Here is a 17,576-nt window from a genome sequence, read left to right as displayed (position 1 = left end):
CCCAGTCAATGTCTATCCTAGCATCCGGCGCATGAGGCGTGCAGCAACCCATCCCAGGATCGCTCCTCCACCGACTGCCCAAACCGGGTTGATGAAGTCCATGTGATTGATGTTGACATAGGCAACACCCAGCAATCCGCCCAAAACCGGGAGTGCGTAACCCAACAGGGTCAACACGTCATCCTTTCGGATGGTCTTGCCAGGCTTACGCGCCATCAGCCAACCGAGCCTTCCAGAGAAATGGCAACCAGCTGCTGCGCTTCCATCGCGAATTCCATCGGCAGCGCCTGAAGCACGTCCTTGCAGAAACCGTTAACGACCAGCGCCACGGCCTCTTCTTCGTCCATACCGCGCTGGCGGCAGTAGAACAGCTGGTCGTCGTCCACTTTGGACGTCGTCGCTTCGTGTTCAACCCGGCTCGAGTTGTTCTTGACCTCGATATACGGCACCGTGTGGGCCCCGCATTTGTCGCCGATCAGCAAACTGTCGCACTGGGTATAGTTGCGGCTGTCCTTGGCTTTGGGGTGCATCGACACCAGCCCGCGATAAGTGTTCTGAGCCTTACCCGCGCTGATCCCCTTGGACACAATCCGCGACTTGGTGTTCTTGCCCAGATGAACCATCTTCGTACCGGTATCGGCCTGCTGATAGTTGTTGGTGATGGCGATCGAGTAGAACTCGCCCTGACTGTCATCACCGCGCAGGATGCAGGACGGATACTTCCAGGTCACGGCAGAACCGGTCTCGACCTGCGTCCACATCACCTTGGACCTGTCGCCCCGGCAATCAGCACGCTTGGTCACGAAGTTGTAAATGCCGCCCTTGCCGTTCTCGTCCCCGGGGAACCAGTTCTGAACGGTCGAGTATTTCACCTCGGCATCTTCTTCGACGATGATTTCGACCACGGCTGCGTGCAGTTGCGCGGTGTCGCGCTGCGGCGCAGTGCAGCCTTCCAGGTAGGACACATACGAGCCCTTGTCGGCGATGATCAGGGTCCGCTCGAACTGACCGGTGTTTTCCGCGTTGATGCGGAAATAGGTGCTCAGCTCCATCGGGCAGCGCACGCCCGGGGGGATGTATACGAACGATCCGTCCGAGAACACGGCAGAGTTCAGAGTGGCATAAAAGTTGTCGGATACCGGAACCACGGTGCCGAGATATTTTTTGACAAGTTCGGGATGCTCTTTGATCGCCTCTGAAATCGAACAGAAGATCACACCGGCCTTTTTCAGTTCTGCCTGAAAGGTCGTGCCGACAGAAACCGAGTCAAAAACCGCGTCCACCGCGACTTTGCGGCCCTCTGCAGGGGCGTCTTCCGCCCCTTCAACGCCAGCCAGAATCATCTGTTCTTTCAGTGGGATACCCAGCTTTTCGTATGTGGCCAACAGCTTAGGGTCGACGTCATCCAGCGACTTGGGCTTCTCTTCCATCGACTTGGGGCGGGCATAGTAATACTGATTCTGAAAGTCGATCTTGGGATAATTGACCATCGCCCAGGTCGGTTCGTCCATCTGGGTCCAGCGGTCAAACGCGGCCAGGCGCCATTCAGTCATCCATTCCGGCTCTTCATTCTTTTCTGAGATCAGGCGGACGATATCCGGGTTCACGCCCTTGGGCGCGTATTCCATTTCGATTTCGGTTTCCCAGCCGTACTTGTAGGTCCCGACCTCACGCACCGCATCCACGGTTTCCTGATCGACACCTTCTTTTACCTGGGTCTGGTCCAAAGCGGCCATATGACACCCTCCGTCAGATCACGCGGCACGCGCGCGATGCTTTTTCTCTTTTTCAAGCCACGTTTCGGCGAAACGCAGCACATCTTCTTCACTCGTCCGAGGACCCAGCGACACGCGGATCGCGCTTGCGGCCGTCACCTCGTCATATCCCATGGCGGTCAATACGGTGCTGGCCCGAACCTTTCCGCTTGAACAGGCCGAACCCGCGCTGACCGCAAATCCTGACAGATCCATCTGCATGACTTGCGTTTCGCCCTTCCAACCGGGCGACGCGAAACACAACGTGTTTGGAAGGCGCTCATGACCTTTTCCGACAAAAATAGTCGATTTGGAGCCGGCCTCAAGAGCGTTTTCTAGAATATTTCTAAATTCTGCGATTTCATCCCAAACGCCGTTGGCCAGATCCCGCGCCGCTGCTTCAGCTGCAGCCCCGAACCCTGCAATTCCTATGACATTTTCCGTCCCGGATCGACGCCCCATTTCCTGCCCGCCGCCCTTGATCTGGGCCGGCAGATCCGTTCCGCGTTTCATCACAACCGCACCAACCCCTTTGGGCCCACCCATCTTATGGGCCGAGATCAGGGCCATCTGCACATTCAGCCAGTTGAACGCCACGGGAAGTTTGCCAAAAGCTTGCGTGGCATCCGTTACGGCCAGCCCTGCGGGCAAGGATTGCACGACACCGGTTTCAGAATTGGCCAGCTGCAAGCATGAGTTCTCGGGTTCAAGCACTTTAACTTCACCTGAAGGAAGAACCGACAAATCTTCAACGATCCATGATCTTACGGCATCATGTTCAACTGCTGATCCGTGCAGTCCGCGCCCCGACAACGCCAAAGCAGCGCCTTCTGTGGAGCCAGAAGTAAACACGATGTCGGCCCCATCAGCCCCAAATGCGGCTGCCACCTGAGCGCGTGCGCGTTCAACAAGCGCCTTAGCGGCACGTCCTTCCGCGTGGACAGATGACGGGTTTCCGCAGACATCCATCGCCGCGATCATCGCGTCGCGCGCCTCGGGCTGCAACGGCGTGGTAGCGTTATGGTCCAGATAAATGCGATTCATAGATGCATCTTTTCCAAGTTAGAAGCACAAGCCGTTTTGCCGCCCGAGATACTCATTTTTTATGAGTCCACAACCGCAAACAGACTGGGAACCGCCGGGCACGGCGCCAGATCGTTCTTGATGACATCCGAGAGACGCGTCTGATGCAGAAACACATAGACATTCGCGCTGAGACTTTCCCACAGGCGGTTGGTCAGGGATTGGGCCCGGCTTCCCGATGAAGCCCCCGAAGCGCCCGCGCCCTTTTGCAGAGCATCCAGGGACTCATCCACTGCGGCCAGAATTTCGACAACGCGGATTTCTGACGCAGGGCGTGCCAGTCGGTAACCGCCCCCCGGTCCGCGAACCGAAGCCACCAGTTCTGCGCGCCGGAGTTTGACGAACAACTGTTCAAGATATGGCAGGGAAATGTCTTGCCGTTCAGAGATTTCACCCAGTGTCACAAGCCCGTCTGTCGGTTGCAAAGCGATATCAGCCAGAGCAACCATTGCGTAGCGGCCTTTGGTCGACAGCTTCATTCACTTTCCTTCGTGGCAAGTTCAGTGCGAAATCATTGACGCCGCCGCTACCAATGCGTATCTCCGTCAGGCAGCGTCATACGCAATGCAACTTAATTAGAACCGTTCTAAGGTGTCCGACGATAACCGTCAAGTATTTCCGGCCGCCAGTAGTACAAAGACAGGACTAAAGCACATATGCCCGAGGTGATCTTTCCCGGACCAGAAGGCCGCCTGGAAGGCCGCTACCACCCGCAAAAGGAAAAAGACGCACCGATCGCCATCGTGTTGCACCCGCATCCTCAATTTGGCGGGACCATGAACAACAAGGTGGTCTATAACCTGCACTACGCGTTCTATAACATGGGCTTCACCGTGTTGCGGTTCAATTTCCGCGGCGTCGGCCGCAGCCAGGGTGAATACGATCAGGGCGTGGGTGAACTGAGCGATGCGGCATCCGCGCTGGATTACCTGCAATCGATGAACAACAACTCCAAGCATTGCTGGGTTGCTGGGTTTTCATTCGGCGCATGGATCGGAATGCAACTGCTAATGCGTCGCCCGGAAATCACCGGTTTCATCAGCGTGTCGCCCCCGGCGAACATGTATGACTTTTCATTCCTGGCGCCCTGCCCGTCTTCGGGCCTGATCATCAACGGCACCTCGGACAGGGTCGCACCGCCGGCCGATACCACTTCGCTTGTCAGCAAGCTGCACGAACAAAAAGGTATCACCATCACGCATACCGAGGTGGAAGGCGCAGACCACTTCTTCCAGGACCGCCATATGGACACGCTGATCGATACCACAACCGACTACGTAAAGCGCCGCCTGACCGAGAACACCCGCTGATGTCGGACACCATCGGCACTCTGGCGGCAAGGCTGGCCGAAGATACGTTGAAGGTTATGGATGAAACCGGCAATGACCGGTTCTTTGTGGAAGTTGGCGAGGTTCTTGCGGCGGCTTCCCAATCATTGGAAGAGGCGTTCCTGACCGAAATCCGGGTCCGCATGGCCGAGCGAAAGGCGCGACAATTCCTGGTCAAACACCTGTCCGCACATCGCTCGAAACTCAAGGCTATTGAAAAACAATGACTGACAGACTGTCCGCACAGATCGCGTTTCTGAAACAAGCGGACAGGCTTAAATCAGTTGATCGGGCAAATACACTGCTGGATCAGTCCCGGCACGAAAACTCAGCGGAACACAGCTGGCATCTGGCATTGTGGGCTTTGGTGATGGTGCCCTTGGCTGAGGAAGATGTCGATATTGATCGCGTCATCCGAATGCTTCTGCTGCACGATCTGGTCGAAATCATCGTTGGCGATCATCCGATCCATCTGGCGACAGATTGGTCAGCGGTGGAGCAGGCAGAACGGGCTGCCGCCGAAACGCTTTTTGGCTTGCTACCGTTCGATCAGACCTCGGAGTTCTTGTCCCTTTGGGCAGAGTTCGAGGCCGATGCGACACCTGATGCCCGTTTCGCCAAAATCCTTGATCGGTGCCAGCCGATGTTTCAGGTGCTCTGCGCACCAAATCCTGACCCCGAACACCTGACCGTTGTGCAGAACAATCTGGATGGTGGACGCGCTGCCTATCTCGAAACCGCATTTCCGTTTGCGTACCGACGGTCCCGGGCAATGCTGGATGGCGCAGACTTGCAAGAAACCGATCCTTTCTGGGACCGACTGCCGTTTCTGGCCGAAACAGATCAGTTGAAAACCGTATACCGTGCCTCGCGTCTTTTGTACGATCCAAGGTTCGAAAACTCGGCCGAGCATTCCTGGCATATCATGCTCTATGCCTGGGTCCTGTCGGAATACTCGGATCCATCTGTGTCAATCGATCGGGTTCTGCGCATGCTGTTACTGCATGATATCGTCGAAATCGACGCCGGTGATCACCCGATCCACGGGCAGGTCGATCACGCCGCGCAGGCCGCCGAGGAAGAAGCCGCAGCCGAACGTCTGTTCGGACTTTTGCCGGCGACACAACGGCAAATGTTCCATTCATTGTGGCGAGAATTTGAAGCGGCGCAAAGCCCGGACGCCCAGTTCGCAAAAGCGGTTGACCGGTTTCAGGCACCTGTTGGAAATCTGGAAACCCAAGGCGGCACCTGGGCCGACTACAACGTCACTTTTGGGCAAATCGAAAAGCGGGTGGGGGTTCCCATTCAACGCGGGGCTCCACGGCTTTGGGGCTGGCTCAGACCCAGAATAGCCGAGTTTTTCGAAGTTACGGCCGGATAAGGGTGCATCAAAAAGAAAAAGGGGCAGAAGCCCCTTTTTCTGGCGTTTCGCGGACACTTAAACCTGTGTACCCTTTAACCGTTCAACAACCTGGGCTACATCACTGTCGACGGACCCCCCGTCTGCAAGCCACCCTAGCGCCGCTACCAACACCGATAAAATAATGACGGTTCTTGCAAAATTCGTCATGACAAACTCTTCAAACTACTAAACTTAATACAAAAGCTGACATATCACATTCAGACTTCTGCAAATAGTCTGGTAATCCTGACCTTTGGTCACCTTTCGACGTCTACTGTCGTTGCCCCGCATGACAGAATATTCTTGCCGTTTGACAGGTTTTTATGCTCAAGCACACCTGAACATTCGTTGTGAGAGTTTTCCATTGCCCAAAGCCTATCTCTTCCTTCTTGTAGCCGTTTTGTCCGAAACGATCGGAACCACAGCATTGCAGGCCAGCCAGCAGTTTACACGCTTCTGGCCGTCGGTTCTGGTTGTTGTGGGGTATGGGTTCGCCTTTTACTTCATGGCACTGACACTGAAATTCATGCCGGTTGGCGTCGTTTACGCAATCTGGTCCGGGCTTGGAATATTTTTGATAGCCATCATTGGATTCGTGGTGTTCGGCCAAAGGCTGGACTGGCCAGCCGTGATCGGATTGACCTTTATTCTATCCGGAATCCTGATCATTCATCTGTTTTCCAAGACCGCAGGCCACTGAACGCGCGTTAGGGCTGGTATATTTTGTCGCGCCGCGTTATGCGCGCGACAACTTCCAGTTCAAAGGCTGACCTCTCATGGACCTGCGCAATATCGCAATCATCGCTCACGTTGACCACGGCAAGACGACCCTGGTGGATGAGCTGCTCAAACAATCCGGTGCATTCCGGGAAAACCAGGCCGTAGCCGAACGCGCCATGGACAGCAACGATCTGGAACGCGAACGTGGCATCACCATTCTGGCCAAGGCAACCTCGGTCGAATGGAAAGGCACGCGCATCAACATCGTCGACACCCCGGGCCACGCCGATTTCGGTGGCGAGGTTGAGCGTATCCTCAGCATGGTGGATGGCGTCGTCTTGCTGGTTGACGCTGCCGAAGGACCGATGCCGCAGACCAAGTTCGTGACTTCCAAGGCGCTGGCGCTGGGACTGCGTCCCATTGTGGTTCTGAACAAGGTTGATAAGCCGGATGCAGAACCCGACCGGGCTCTGGATGAATGCTTCGACCTGTTTGCCAACCTTGGCGCCGACGATGACCAGCTGGATTTCCCGGCCATGTATGCCTCGGGCCGTTCGGGCTGGGCCGACATGGAACTGGACGGGCCGCGCAAGGACCTGACCGCCCTGTTCGATCTTATCGTTGATCACGTCCCTGCCCCAAAGCAGGCAGAGAAGAAAAACGAACCCTTCCGCATGCTCGCCACCACATTGGGCAGCGACCCCTTCATCGGCCGCATCCTGACCGGTCGCGTGGAAAGTGGCACCCTGAAGGCGGGCGACAGCCTCAAGGCGCTCAGCCGGGACGGTAAATTGATCGAGAACTTCCGCGCGTCCAAAATTCTCGCCTTCCGCGGCCTGAGCCAGCAGCCGATCGATGTGGCCGAAGCCGGCGACATTGTCACCATCGCAGGTATGAGCAAGGCCACCGTGGCGGACTCGCTGGTGTCGCCTCAGGTTGACGAGGCCCTGCCCGCGCAACCGATCGACCCGCCGACCATCACAGTGACCTTCGGGATCAACGATTCTCCGCTTGCCGGACGCGACGGGAAAAAGGTCCAGTCTCGAGTGATCCGGGACCGTCTTATGAAAGAAGCCGAGTCCAACGTTGCCATTCGCGTCACCGACACGCCCGGCGGCGACGCATTCGAGGTCGCAGGCCGCGGCGAATTGCAGATGGGCGTTCTGATTGAGAACATGCGACGTGAAGGGTTCGAACTCAGCATCTCGCGCCCGCAGGTTCTTTTCCGCGAGGAAAACGGACAACGGCTGGAGCCGGTTGAAGAAGTCACCATCGATGTGGATGACGAATATTCCGGAGCCGTAATCGAAAAGGTAACAGGTGCACGTAAAGGTGAACTGGTCGAGATGCGCCCTGCTGGTGCAGGCAAAACCCGCATCATTGCTCATGTCCCCTCTCGTGGTCTCATCGGCTATCATGGCGAATTCCTGACCGACACGCGTGGAACCGGCGTTTTGAATCGCGTCTTCCATGGTTGGGCGGCACACAAAGGCCCTATCCCGGGCCGGCGCGCCGGTGTTCTGATCTCGATGGAAAACGGCCAGGCAGTCGCCTATGCGCTGTGGAACCTCGAAGAGCGTGGCCGCATGTTCGTTGCTCCTCAGACCGACGTGTATCAGGGCATGGTGATCGGTGAGCATTCGCGCGATAACGACCTGGAAGTGAACCCTCTGAAAGGCAAGAAGCTGACCAACGTGCGCGCCAGCGGTTCGGACGACGCCGTGCGTCTGACGCCGCATGTACAGTTTTCTCTGGAAGAGGCGATTGCCTATATCGACGATGACGAACTGGTCGAAGTCACCCCCAACGCGGTCCGCCTGCGTAAGCGTTTTCTGGACCCGCATGAGCGTAAACGTATGGCAAAATCAGCCTGATCAACTGCAGGCTGCACATGTCCGACACGGAAACAATGGCGATTGTGTGGCATTTTTGCTTCCAACAAAGATTAAAACTAAAAAGCGGAAACTTGGGCAAATTGCCCGGTTTCCTTTGAAAAGAATAACGACTCTCCCTTAAATTGCATTAATTCGCAATCGCTCCCCCAAACTACATCTTGTGGTTTGGTTTTTATCAAGGTGTATTTGCGTCAATTGTGTGATGCTCTTCATACGCGCCTTGAACTAGACGGTGCTTATGATCGGCATGGTTGAGTAAAAAGTACCAAGGAGTGCAACATGGGAACCCTGTCCCGCAACTTTCCGATTTACCTCGTGGCGACTGCTTTCTTAGTCGTTTCGGCTGACGAGTCTTTCGCTGCCGGTGTGTGCGACGTAAAAACTGCGCGCCAGTCCGGCGCATCATCTCAAGTCTTGTGCGAATGTGATGCGGTTACGAGTAGAATGATACGTTATGTCCAACGTCGCGCCGATTTCGACAAGATCGTGGCACGACTTGGCGCTGAGTGTGCGCCTCTGGCTGCACTGCTTACGGATTTTCCAACAGCGTCTACCGGAACCTCAAATCAAAGATCCGGGGACGGTCACCCAGATGAAAACCGCGATACCGGTACTCCCGGCGGAGAAAGCTCGGGCGGCGGAGTTGAAGCGACCGGTCCAAGTGGTGGTCCAGAAACCACAGGAGTAGGAACTCCCGGTGGTGAGCAGCCGGGTGGTGAACAGCCCGGCGGTGAGCAGCCAGGTGGTGAACAACCCGGTGGTGAACAGCCAGGTGGTGAACAACCCGGTGGTGAACAGCCCGGTGGCGAGCAGCCAGGTGGTGAAGAGCCGGGTGGTGAAGAACCAGGCGGTGAAGAACCAGGCGGTGAAGAAGAGCCAACTTGAGGAACCACGGAAGTTACGGCCAGACGTCCGGGTTTGATCCTAGATAGCACAGTTAGCAGCGCACACGTAGCTCTTCGTGTTTTGAAACCTACCTGAAAAACATGGGTGCAAAGAATTTGCACCCATGCAACGTTTCTCAGCAACTCAAATACGATGCGTTGGGCTCAGCTATGACCGTAAACACCCACCCAGTGGCTAGGTCGTTTTGGGTCCTGCATGCGAAGAAACAGGTACCGCGTCGCTGTCCAGTGCTTGATCCGGTTTGTGAGGTTGTCCAATACCAAATCGCCGTTGGCTGAACGATAAACCAGAACTGCATGCGGCCCCCGGCGTCTGTCCAATACTGTAGCGATTAGCAGTTTGCTTGGATCTACCCCTGCGTGGATCAAATCTCTTTTCTTCAGCAGGGCAAAGTCTTCGCAATCACCGCCTCTTGCCGTTGGCAGTGCCCATCTCTCGCGGGTGTTATACTGGGACTGATCGGTCACTTCGCGGGTCGAGTTATTCACGCGCCGATTAACCTGCTCCACAACCTTCAATTCCTGTTGACTGGACATGGATACAGAACGTTTTCCTACACAGGCCCAATTATATTGACTGCAAAGATTGATGGCGCCGGAAGGTGGCGGTGAAGATGCGACACTTGGAATAAAGCCGCCCTCGGATGCGTGTGCTGTCGGGGCCGCGATAAACGTGCAGATACTCAAGATGCAAACGGTCGTGACGCCCGCCGATATTGGGAAAACTCTGGTGCGGAAGCGCTTCGCAAGTGTAATAAATAGTGACATTCCTACACCCCAATCCTGTGTTTTTTGCACGATCGCGCATTAAACAGGGCCGCACTCCGTCTTGCGAAACGACCTGCGAACATCCCAGCTTGGGCAATCACTTTAAAAAATTGGACAGAAAAAAGGGCGAAAATTCGATCTTCAATCTGACTTTTTCGCGCTAGAAATTAGATGGCGCGGTCACAATTGCGGCGCGAAACCCTTAAGACTGCGCAACTCCATATGATTAAGGTATTGTTATTATTAGCTAAAAAAGCGCGACCCGCATAGGCGGGCCGCGCTTTTGAAATGGATTGTGGCATAGGCTGAAGATTGCCGATCTGTCGCCGTATCCTAGAGAAATCTACAAGACGAGCTTGGTAACCTGACAGTTACTCAGTGATTTCAACCACAACCAGCTCGCGCTCGCTCGCCTCACGGGCATGATTCAGCGCTTGCTGGTAGTCGTCCGAGTTGTAGCACTCGACCGCTGATTCTAGTGACGGGAAGCGGGCGACAACATTGCGAGGACGCTCTTTGCCTTCCAGTTGAACGTAACGCGCAGCACGGGCAATAAACTCACCCCCGTGCTTGGCGATGGCTGGGCCGGCCAACTCGGCGTATTTTCCATATGCCTCGGCATCAGTCACTGTTACGTGCGCAATCCAGAGTGCAGCCATTTTATCCTCCCAATACCTGTTCCGCAGCCTTGATCGCCGCATCCGAATTCGAGGCATCCTTGCCTCCGCCCTGCGCCATATCCGGACGGCCACCGCCGCCCTTTCCGCCCAGTTCAGCCACGGCAGCCCGCACCAAGTCGACTGCGGAGACTCGATCCGTCAGATCCTGCGTGACACCCGCCGCAACGGCCGCCTTGCCGCCGGCGTCGGCGATCAGCAGCACCGCCCCTGACCCGAGGCGGGTTTTGTGTTCATCAATCAGCGACGGAAGATCTTTCCCGGAAACGCCGCTCAAGGCCTGAGCCAGGAATTTGACGCCGTTCACCTGCTTGGCCTCTGCGCCACCGCCGGTCGACGGACCAGCCATGGCAAGATCACGGCGCAACTGAGCGACCTCATTTTGCAAGGACTTTCGTTCATCCAGCAGGGACTTCACACGCCCCACAACATCGTCAGGCTGAGCCTTCAGTTCCAACGCGATCTGGGCGACGCGGTGATCCTGTGCCGACAGATATCGGAACGCTTCATCCCCGGTCAGGGCTTCGATCCGGCGTACACCCGCACTACTGGCACTGTCACCAAGCACAACGAATGTGCCGATGTCCCCAGTCTGGCGCACATGCGTTCCGCCACACAGTTCGATCGACCAGGTTTCCCCGTCGCTGCCTTTGCCAGTCGGCGCCTTGCCCATCGACACCACGCGGACTTCATCGCCATATTTTTCGCCGAACAATGCCTGCGCGCCAAGTTCGCGCGCATCGTCGGGCGTCATGATCCGAGTTTCGACGGCCGAGTTCTGGCGAATGAAATCATTCACCTCTCGTTCGACTTTCTTAACCTCTTCCAGTGTCAGAGCCTTGGAATGGCTGAAGTCGAACCGCAGCCGATCCGCTGCGTTGAGCGAGCCGCGCTGCGCCACATGATCGCCCAGCGTTTCGCGCAAAGCCTCATGCAGCAGGTGCGTGGCCGAATGGTTCGCGCGAATTGCCGTGCGGCGGACGTGATCGACCTCAAGTTCGACTACGTCGCCCTTGGAAAGCGTACCTTGATCCACGGTCACCTTGTGGGCGTAGACTTTGCCGTCGGCGAATTTTCTGGTGTCATCGACCAGCGCCACATCATCACGGTCCTCCAGACGGCGAATTTCGCCCGCGTCGCCGACCTGACCGCCGGCCTCGCCATAGAACGGCGTCTGGTTCACAACGACCCAGCCGCTGTCGCCCTGCCCGATGGTGTCGACCAATGAACCATCAACAATCAGCGCAGCGATCTGACCTTCGGCCTTTTCGGTGTCGTATCCCAGGAAATCCGTGGCCCCGGCAGCATCAAGAACATCGAACCACACAGCCTGATCCGCCGATTCTCCGGACCCGGCCCAGGCGGCGCGCGCCTTGGCCTTCTGTTCGGCCATGGCCGCATCGAAACCGTCGGTATCGACTGTCCGACCCTTTTCGCGCAGCGCGTCCTGCGTCAGGTCCAGTGGAAAGCCATAGGTGTCATACAGTTTGAACGCGGCATCCCCCGGCAGCGGCGCGCCTTCAGGCAGTCCGGACATCTCTTCGTCCAGCAACTTCAATCCGCGGTCCAGGGTTTGCTTGAAACGGGTTTCTTCAAGCAGCAAAGATTCCTCGATCAGCGATTGCGCCTGCCCCAGTTCGGTGTATTGCGCGCCCATCAGTTGGACCAGCGTAGGCACAAGGCGATGCATAACCGGGTCCTTGGCACCCAGCAGATGGGCATGCCGCATGGCCCGGCGCATAATTCGACGCAGAACATAACCACGCCCGTCGTTTGAAGGCATTACGCCATCGGCAATCAGGAACGAGGTTGACCGCAGGTGATCCGCGATAACGCGGTGATGCACGTTCTGGTCACCGTACGGATCCACGCCGGTTGCCGCCGCGGACGCTTCGATCAGCGTCTTGAACAAGTCGGTGTCATAGTTGTCGTGGCTGCCCTGCAGAAGCGCACCAATCCGTTCTAGCCCCATGCCGGTGTCGATCGACTGCATGTCGAGTTCAACCATCGAACCGTCTTCGAACTGTTCGTTCTGCATGAAAACGATGTTCCAGATTTCGATGAACCGGTCTCCATCTTCCTCGGCCGAACCCGGAGGACCGCCCCAGATATGATCGCCATGATCATAGAAAATCTCGGTGCACGGGCCGCACGGGCCAGTCGGCCCCATCTGCCAGAAGTTGTCATTGGTTGCGATGCGGATTATCCGGGCTTCGGGCACACCGACCTTTTTCCAAATCTCAAACGCCTCATCATCGGTGTGATACACCGTTGTCAGCAAACGGCTTTTGTCGATCCCAAATTCCTTGGTGATCAACTCCCACGCAAACGGGATTGCATCATTCTTGAAGTAATCGCCGAATGAAAAGTTCCCAAGCATCTCAAAGAACGTGTGATGCCGCGCGGTGTATCCCACATTGTCCAGATCGTTGTGCTTGCCGCCCGCACGCACACATTTCTGCGCAGTAGTGGCACGCTGATAATCGCGAGTTTCAACTCCGGTGAACAGGTTTTTGAACTGCACCATGCCCGAGTTGACAAACATCAGTGTCGGGTCGTTGCGTGGGACCAGCGGGCTGGATGCCACCACTTCGTGCCCCTGTTTTGCAAAGTAGTTCAGGAAGGTGGATCGGATATCGTTCAGCGTGGGCATAAGGCTCTCTCAGCGCGCAATCATCTTTGTCTGCGAAGGTTTAGCCCCGTGCCCTCGCAGTGTCCACAGCATTGGTTTGGCGGAACGAAACAAGGCGACCCCGGAGGACCGCCCTGTTCCGTGCTTTCTACATCCTTCTGAAAGGAACCGTGGGATTTCTGTCGTTCGCTCCGGCGCGACGATTACGCTTCGAGAATATCATCCTCGTCCGCATTGGGGGGCATTTCGAAATCCAAGCCGTGAGCCGCCCGTATCTTATCCTCGATATCCAGGGCCACACGGGCGTTGTCACGCAGGAACTGCTTGGCGTTTTCTCGGCCCTGCCCGATCCGTTCGTCGCCATAGCTGAACCACGAACCCGACTTTTCGACCACACCGGCTTTGACGCCGAGGTCCAGCAATTCACCCATCTTGCTGATGCCTTCGCCATACATGATGTCGAATTCAACCTGCTTGAAGGGCGGCGCCACCTTGTTCTTCACGACCTTGACGCGGGTCTGGTTGCCAACCACTTCATCCCGATCCTTGATCGCGCCAATACGGCGAATATCCAGACGGACCGAGCTGTAGAATTTCAGCGCGTTACCACCAGTGGTGGTTTCCGGGCTGCCAAACATGACGCCGATCTTCATCCGGATCTGGTTGATGAAGATCACCATGCACTTCGAACGACTGATCGAGCCGGTCAGTTTGCGCATTGCCTGGCTCATCAGGCGGGCCTGCACGCCGACACTGCTGTCGCCCATGTCGCCTTCGAGTTCCGACTTCGGCGTCAGTGCCGCAACCGAATCGACGACAACCATGTTCACGGCCCCTGATCGTACCAGCGTATCGGTGATCTCAAGCGCCTGCTCGCCGGTGTCAGGCTGCGAGATCAGTAGTTCATCAAGGTCGACGCCCAGCTTACGGGCATATTGCGGATCCAGCGCGTGTTCGGCATCCACAAACGCACAGACACCACCGCGCTTTTGCTGTTCGGCAATGCAGTGAAGGGTCAGCGTGGTCTTGCCCGAGCTTTCTGGGCCGTAGATTTCCACGATCCGGCCCATCGGAAGACCGCCAATACCCAACGCGATGTCCAGTCCCAGCGATCCGGTTGAGCTTGCTTCGATGTCCTGCCTGGCGTCTTCGCCCAGCTTCATGATCGACCCTTTGCCGAACTGGCGTTCGATCTGGGCCAGGGCGCTGTCCAGCGCCTTTTGCTTGTCTGCGTTTTTCTTGTCGCTCATCGTCAGAAGATCCGCCATTGTCCTGTCGCTTTCCCTTTTGTCACACCCTTGAACGGGCGGCAATCGCTGCTTTGTTCGCCTCTTGTTCCTTATGGGACCAAAAGTAGAACATTTCAACAAAAACTTATGTAACTCACTGTTCCGGAATTGTGTTAAATATCCGTTTACGCCAATCTGCGTCAAAGCCGAACGTAAGAAGGACGCAGGTAAATGCTTGTTTTTTATAAAGAACGACTGGCTTTTTTGTCTGTCCCCAAAACCGGCAGCACCGCCTATCACACCGCCCTTCGGGATCATGCGGATATCGTCGTCACTGGCCCGCCTGAACTCAAACATGCGCCCGTTCGCCGCTACGATCGCTTTTTTCAGCACATTTTCCGCAAAGTGTTCGATACCGAGATGGAAATCATGGCCGTTGTACGCGAACCCGTAGATTGGCTGGGCAGTTGGTACAGGTTTCGCAGCCGCCAGGATCGCGTTGGTCATCCGCACTCAACACGTGGCCTGACTTTTGATGAGTTCGTGCAAGCCTACATGCAAGTTCCGCGACCTGAGTTTGCGGATGTCGGCAGTCAAAGCCAGTTCTTTCGCACCCGCAGCAATGGTTTCGGCGCACGTCACGTTTTCAAATACGAGCATCAGGACAAAATTCTGGACTTTCTTCAGGACCGTCTGAGCGTCAAAATTGATCTGCAGTGGGAGAATGTGTCTCCTCCTGGCGACCTGGCCCTGTCAGAAGAAACCGAACAGATGTTCCGCAACATACATGGCGCCGAGTTCGCCCTGCATGACTCCGCGCTCTAAGTCGTTCAATTCAGTTGCTGGAAGACCGCTTCAGTCAACTGATTCAACGAAAACGGCTTGGGCAGGAAGGTCGATCTGGCGATTTCGGGACCTGAACCGCTGAACGCGCCTTCGGTATAACCTGACATGAAGATCACGCTGACATCGGGCCGGGTTTCCATCGCTTTGTGCACCCACGTCGGACCGTCCAATCCCGGCATGACGACATCGGTTACGAATGCGTCGACTTTCAGAGTGGAATCTTCGAGCAGGCGCAAAGCCTCTTCTCCGGAATCCGCCTCGAGCACCTTGTACCCCTTCAACCTCAATGCGCGCGTGGCAAAAGCGCGAACGGGCGCTTCGTCCTCGACCAGCAAGACGACTCCGTCACCCTGTTTTGCATTTTGCGGAATCCGACTATCCTGCTGCGCTGGCACTGGCTCAGCCGGGGCCACCGAAACCGGCAGAAATACAGTGAACTCGGTTCCGAAGCCCTGGGCACTGTCGACAAAGATGAAGCCGCCGGTCTGTTTTACGATTCCGTAAACAGTCGACAGGCCCAACCCGGTGCCTTCGCCAGTTCTTTTGGTTGTGTAAAACGGCTCAAAAACCTTTTGCAGCTTGTCCGCTGCAATTCCGACACCGCTGTCGATCACCTTGACCGTCACATACTCACCCGGCGGAACGGTCGCCCGGTCCCGCCTAAGCGGTTGGCTCATCTCGATCACTTCAGTTTCAATCCGGATTTCACCGCCTTCTGGCATCGCGTCCCGCGCATTGACCACCAGGTTCATAAACACCTGCTCAAGCTGCCGCTTGTCTGCCCGAACTGGCTTCAGCACCGGATCATGATTGAGCGTCAATCGGATTTTTTCCCCGACAAGACGGTTCAGAAGATGGATGAGATCGGAAATCGTGTCGCGCAGATCCAACGCTTCGGGTCTGAGCGTTTGTTTGCGGGAAAATGCCAACAACTGGCTGACAAGCGCCGCAGCGCGATTGGCGTTCTGGTTGATCTGAACAAGATCACCGTAGTTCGGATCATTCTGATCGTGCCTCAGTAACAGCAAGTCACAGTGACCCGAGATCGCCGTCAGAAGGTTGTTGAAGTCATGCGCAACGCCACCGGCCAGTTGTCCGACCGCCTGCATCTTTTGTCCCTGCACAAACTGGGCTTCAAGCGTCTTCAGTTCGGTCGCGTCGTTCAGAACCGCAATCAGGCAAACCTGCCCTTCATGCAGGACACGGCTAAGTGTAACCTGGATAAAGATATCCTTGTCCTTCCGCGTCAGTTTCCGGAACTCGGAACGCGGGCCATCCTCACCGGCGACCGTGCGTGACAGCCAATCGGGAACCGGCTGCCCCAGCCCCTGCATGATTGCGACGACATTGGTCACACCGGGCTCAATATCTCCGATCAGTTTGTTGGCCAATATGTTGGCTTCAAGAATGCATCCGTCAGGAGAGAGACAAAGAACCGGCACCGGCAAATCCGAGAATGTCATCCGGGTCCGGCTTTTGGGCGCGATTTTCAGCGGCAAAAGGGCAAGATCGCGCACCATACCCGATCGCGAAACCTGAACAAACGTTCCAGGGACAGCGCCCTCACCTGTCTTGATCTGCAGAATGCTGCCCGGCTCGGGAACGTCACCGGCAATGGCCTGATCCAACGTTTCGGGTTGTCCCCCCAACAGTGCCTGCGCAGCGCTATTGGCTTGCAGAACGGATCCGTTTCTACCTTCCGTCAGAACCGGAATATCCAAACCTTCCCAACGCGAGCTTTCGTCCAATCCGAACCGCCAACAGTACAACCCATTGCCAAAGCCAAAAACGCTGACAGGGATGGTCGAACCCAGCGTCACGGCATCCTCGCGCGCACGGCCATTTTGGGCGACCTTCGATTGCAGCCGCAACAAGAGTGCTGCGGGGTTGGCAAAGACAGATCGTAGACAATGGTCGAGACGCTGCCCCTGCGTTGCACCAAACCGCCTGACGGCTGCCTGGTTGATGATCTGAATATTACCCTGACTGTCCGCGATCAGACATGGGGACAAGTCCTTTTCAACAAACGCAGCCATAACGGATTTTGCGTTTCTTGCGCACCTGTCCGCCAACTGCCCGCGAAACACGACAATACTTCCAGCAGCTGCCAAAGATCCGCCAACAACAATCAACCCAATCGACCATTCAGACGGAACCGCATTCAGAAACGGTGCAAAGCACAATCCTAGCGCAACCAAGGCCAGCGCCAAAAGGCGCGATACGTAAGGTGTGTGACGAACGGAAGGATCAGGAAAAAACTCAGTGGTGTCAGACATAAACGACTCGGAATGTTGGATACCGAGTATGACGGACCCAATACGGTTAATTCCCGCTTAA

The 17,576-nt window shown here is 56.1% G+C and carries 16 protein-coding genes; 7 read left to right on the top strand and 9 right to left on the bottom strand.

The genetic code is table 11. From position 1 onward, the window contains the following. Window positions 1–12 precede the first annotated feature (12 nt). The 4 genes from ACR0MI_RS02655 to iscR are packed head-to-tail and all read right to left on the bottom strand — an operon-like array spanning window position 13 to window position 3,316. On the bottom strand, window positions 13–216 hold the full coding sequence (locus ACR0MI_RS02655; RefSeq protein ID WP_170615000.1) for a hypothetical protein: 204 nt from the start codon (window positions 214–216) through the stop codon (window positions 13–15). Then, window positions 216–1,736, bottom strand: coding sequence for a Fe-S cluster assembly protein SufB (gene sufB, locus ACR0MI_RS02650; protein WP_170614999.1), 1,521 nt, complete (start codon window positions 1,734–1,736; stop codon window positions 216–218). The genes ACR0MI_RS02655 and sufB overlap by 1 nt, the downstream gene beginning before the upstream one ends. Before the next feature lie 18 nt (window positions 1,737–1,754). Further along, entirely contained in the window at window positions 1,755–2,798 is a 1,044-nt protein-coding gene (locus tag ACR0MI_RS02645; protein ID WP_170614998.1) for a cysteine desulfurase family protein, read from the bottom strand. Between the two features lie 59 nt (window positions 2,799–2,857). Next, on the bottom strand, window positions 2,858–3,316 hold the full coding sequence (iscR, locus tag ACR0MI_RS02640) for a Fe-S cluster assembly transcriptional regulator IscR (protein ID WP_170816547.1): 459 nt from the start codon (window positions 3,314–3,316) through the stop codon (window positions 2,858–2,860). A gap of 177 nt (window positions 3,317–3,493) precedes the next feature. Here iscR and ACR0MI_RS02635 point away from each other — a divergent pair, with 177 nt between their 5' ends. The 6 genes from ACR0MI_RS02635 to ACR0MI_RS02610 all read left to right on the top strand — a co-directional run bounded on the left by ACR0MI_RS02635 (window position 3,494) and on the right by ACR0MI_RS02610 (window position 9,067). Beyond that, entirely contained in the window at window positions 3,494–4,147 is a 654-nt protein-coding gene (locus ACR0MI_RS02635; protein ID WP_170614996.1) for an alpha/beta hydrolase, read from the top strand. Further along, a complete protein-coding gene (locus ACR0MI_RS02630) occupies window positions 4,147–4,392 on the top strand; it encodes a hypothetical protein (RefSeq protein WP_170614995.1) in 246 nt (81 codons plus the stop codon). The genes ACR0MI_RS02635 and ACR0MI_RS02630 overlap by 1 nt, the downstream gene beginning before the upstream one ends. After that, window positions 4,389–5,546, top strand: a complete 1,158-nt coding sequence (locus ACR0MI_RS02625) for an HD domain-containing protein (RefSeq protein WP_170614994.1) — start codon at window positions 4,389–4,391, stop codon at window positions 5,544–5,546. Before ACR0MI_RS02630 ends, ACR0MI_RS02625 begins: the two co-directional genes overlap by 4 nt. Before the next feature lie 385 nt (window positions 5,547–5,931). Continuing rightward, window positions 5,932–6,267, top strand: coding sequence for a DMT family transporter (locus ACR0MI_RS02620; RefSeq protein ID WP_321252898.1), 336 nt, complete (start codon window positions 5,932–5,934; stop codon window positions 6,265–6,267). Window positions 6,268–6,343: 76 nt separating this feature from the next. Further along, window positions 6,344–8,161, top strand: a complete 1,818-nt coding sequence (gene typA / locus ACR0MI_RS02615) for a translational GTPase TypA (RefSeq protein ID WP_170816548.1) — start codon at window positions 6,344–6,346, stop codon at window positions 8,159–8,161. 465 nt (window positions 8,162–8,626) lie between these two features. Next, window positions 8,627–9,067, top strand: coding sequence for a hypothetical protein (locus tag ACR0MI_RS02610; RefSeq protein WP_170816521.1), 441 nt, complete (start codon window positions 8,627–8,629; stop codon window positions 9,065–9,067). A gap of 164 nt (window positions 9,068–9,231) precedes the next feature. Here the strand turns inward: ACR0MI_RS02610 and ACR0MI_RS02605 are convergent, their stop codons facing one another. From ACR0MI_RS02605 to recA, 4 genes are all read right to left on the bottom strand, one after another. Further along, the gene (locus ACR0MI_RS02605) at window positions 9,232–9,855 is read right to left on the bottom strand and encodes a transglutaminase-like cysteine peptidase (RefSeq protein WP_170614991.1); all 624 of its coding nucleotides are present in this window, start codon (window positions 9,853–9,855) and stop codon (window positions 9,232–9,234) included. A 371-nt stretch (window positions 9,856–10,226) separates the two neighbouring features. Continuing rightward, window positions 10,227–10,514: a DUF1330 domain-containing protein gene (locus tag ACR0MI_RS02600; RefSeq protein WP_170614990.1), complete on the bottom strand. Its 288-nt coding sequence runs from the start codon at window positions 10,512–10,514 to the stop codon at window positions 10,227–10,229. 1 nt (window position 10,515) lies between these two features. After that, entirely contained in the window at window positions 10,516–13,185 is a 2,670-nt protein-coding gene (alaS, locus tag ACR0MI_RS02595) for an alanine--tRNA ligase (RefSeq protein ID WP_170816549.1), read from the bottom strand. Window positions 13,186–13,367: 182 nt separating this feature from the next. Next, the gene (gene recA / locus ACR0MI_RS02590; RefSeq protein WP_170614988.1) at window positions 13,368–14,432 is read right to left on the bottom strand and encodes a recombinase RecA; all 1,065 of its coding nucleotides are present in this window, start codon (window positions 14,430–14,432) and stop codon (window positions 13,368–13,370) included. Between the two features lie 192 nt (window positions 14,433–14,624). Between recA and ACR0MI_RS02585 the strand changes: the two genes are divergently transcribed. Further along, window positions 14,625–15,218, top strand: coding sequence for a sulfotransferase family 2 domain-containing protein (locus ACR0MI_RS02585; protein WP_170614987.1), 594 nt, complete (start codon window positions 14,625–14,627; stop codon window positions 15,216–15,218). A 5-nt stretch (window positions 15,219–15,223) separates the two neighbouring features. Here ACR0MI_RS02585 and ACR0MI_RS02580 read toward each other — a convergent pair whose 3' ends face one another. Next, on the bottom strand, window positions 15,224–17,515 hold the full coding sequence (locus tag ACR0MI_RS02580; protein ID WP_480853550.1) for an ATP-binding protein: 2,292 nt from the start codon (window positions 17,513–17,515) through the stop codon (window positions 15,224–15,226). Between the last annotated feature and the right edge of the window lie 61 nt (window positions 17,516–17,576).

The organism is Ruegeria sp. D4 (genome assembly GCF_056534475.1).
Note: the sequence above shows the minus strand (reverse complement) of the source record. Positions and strands in the feature narration are given on the sequence as shown.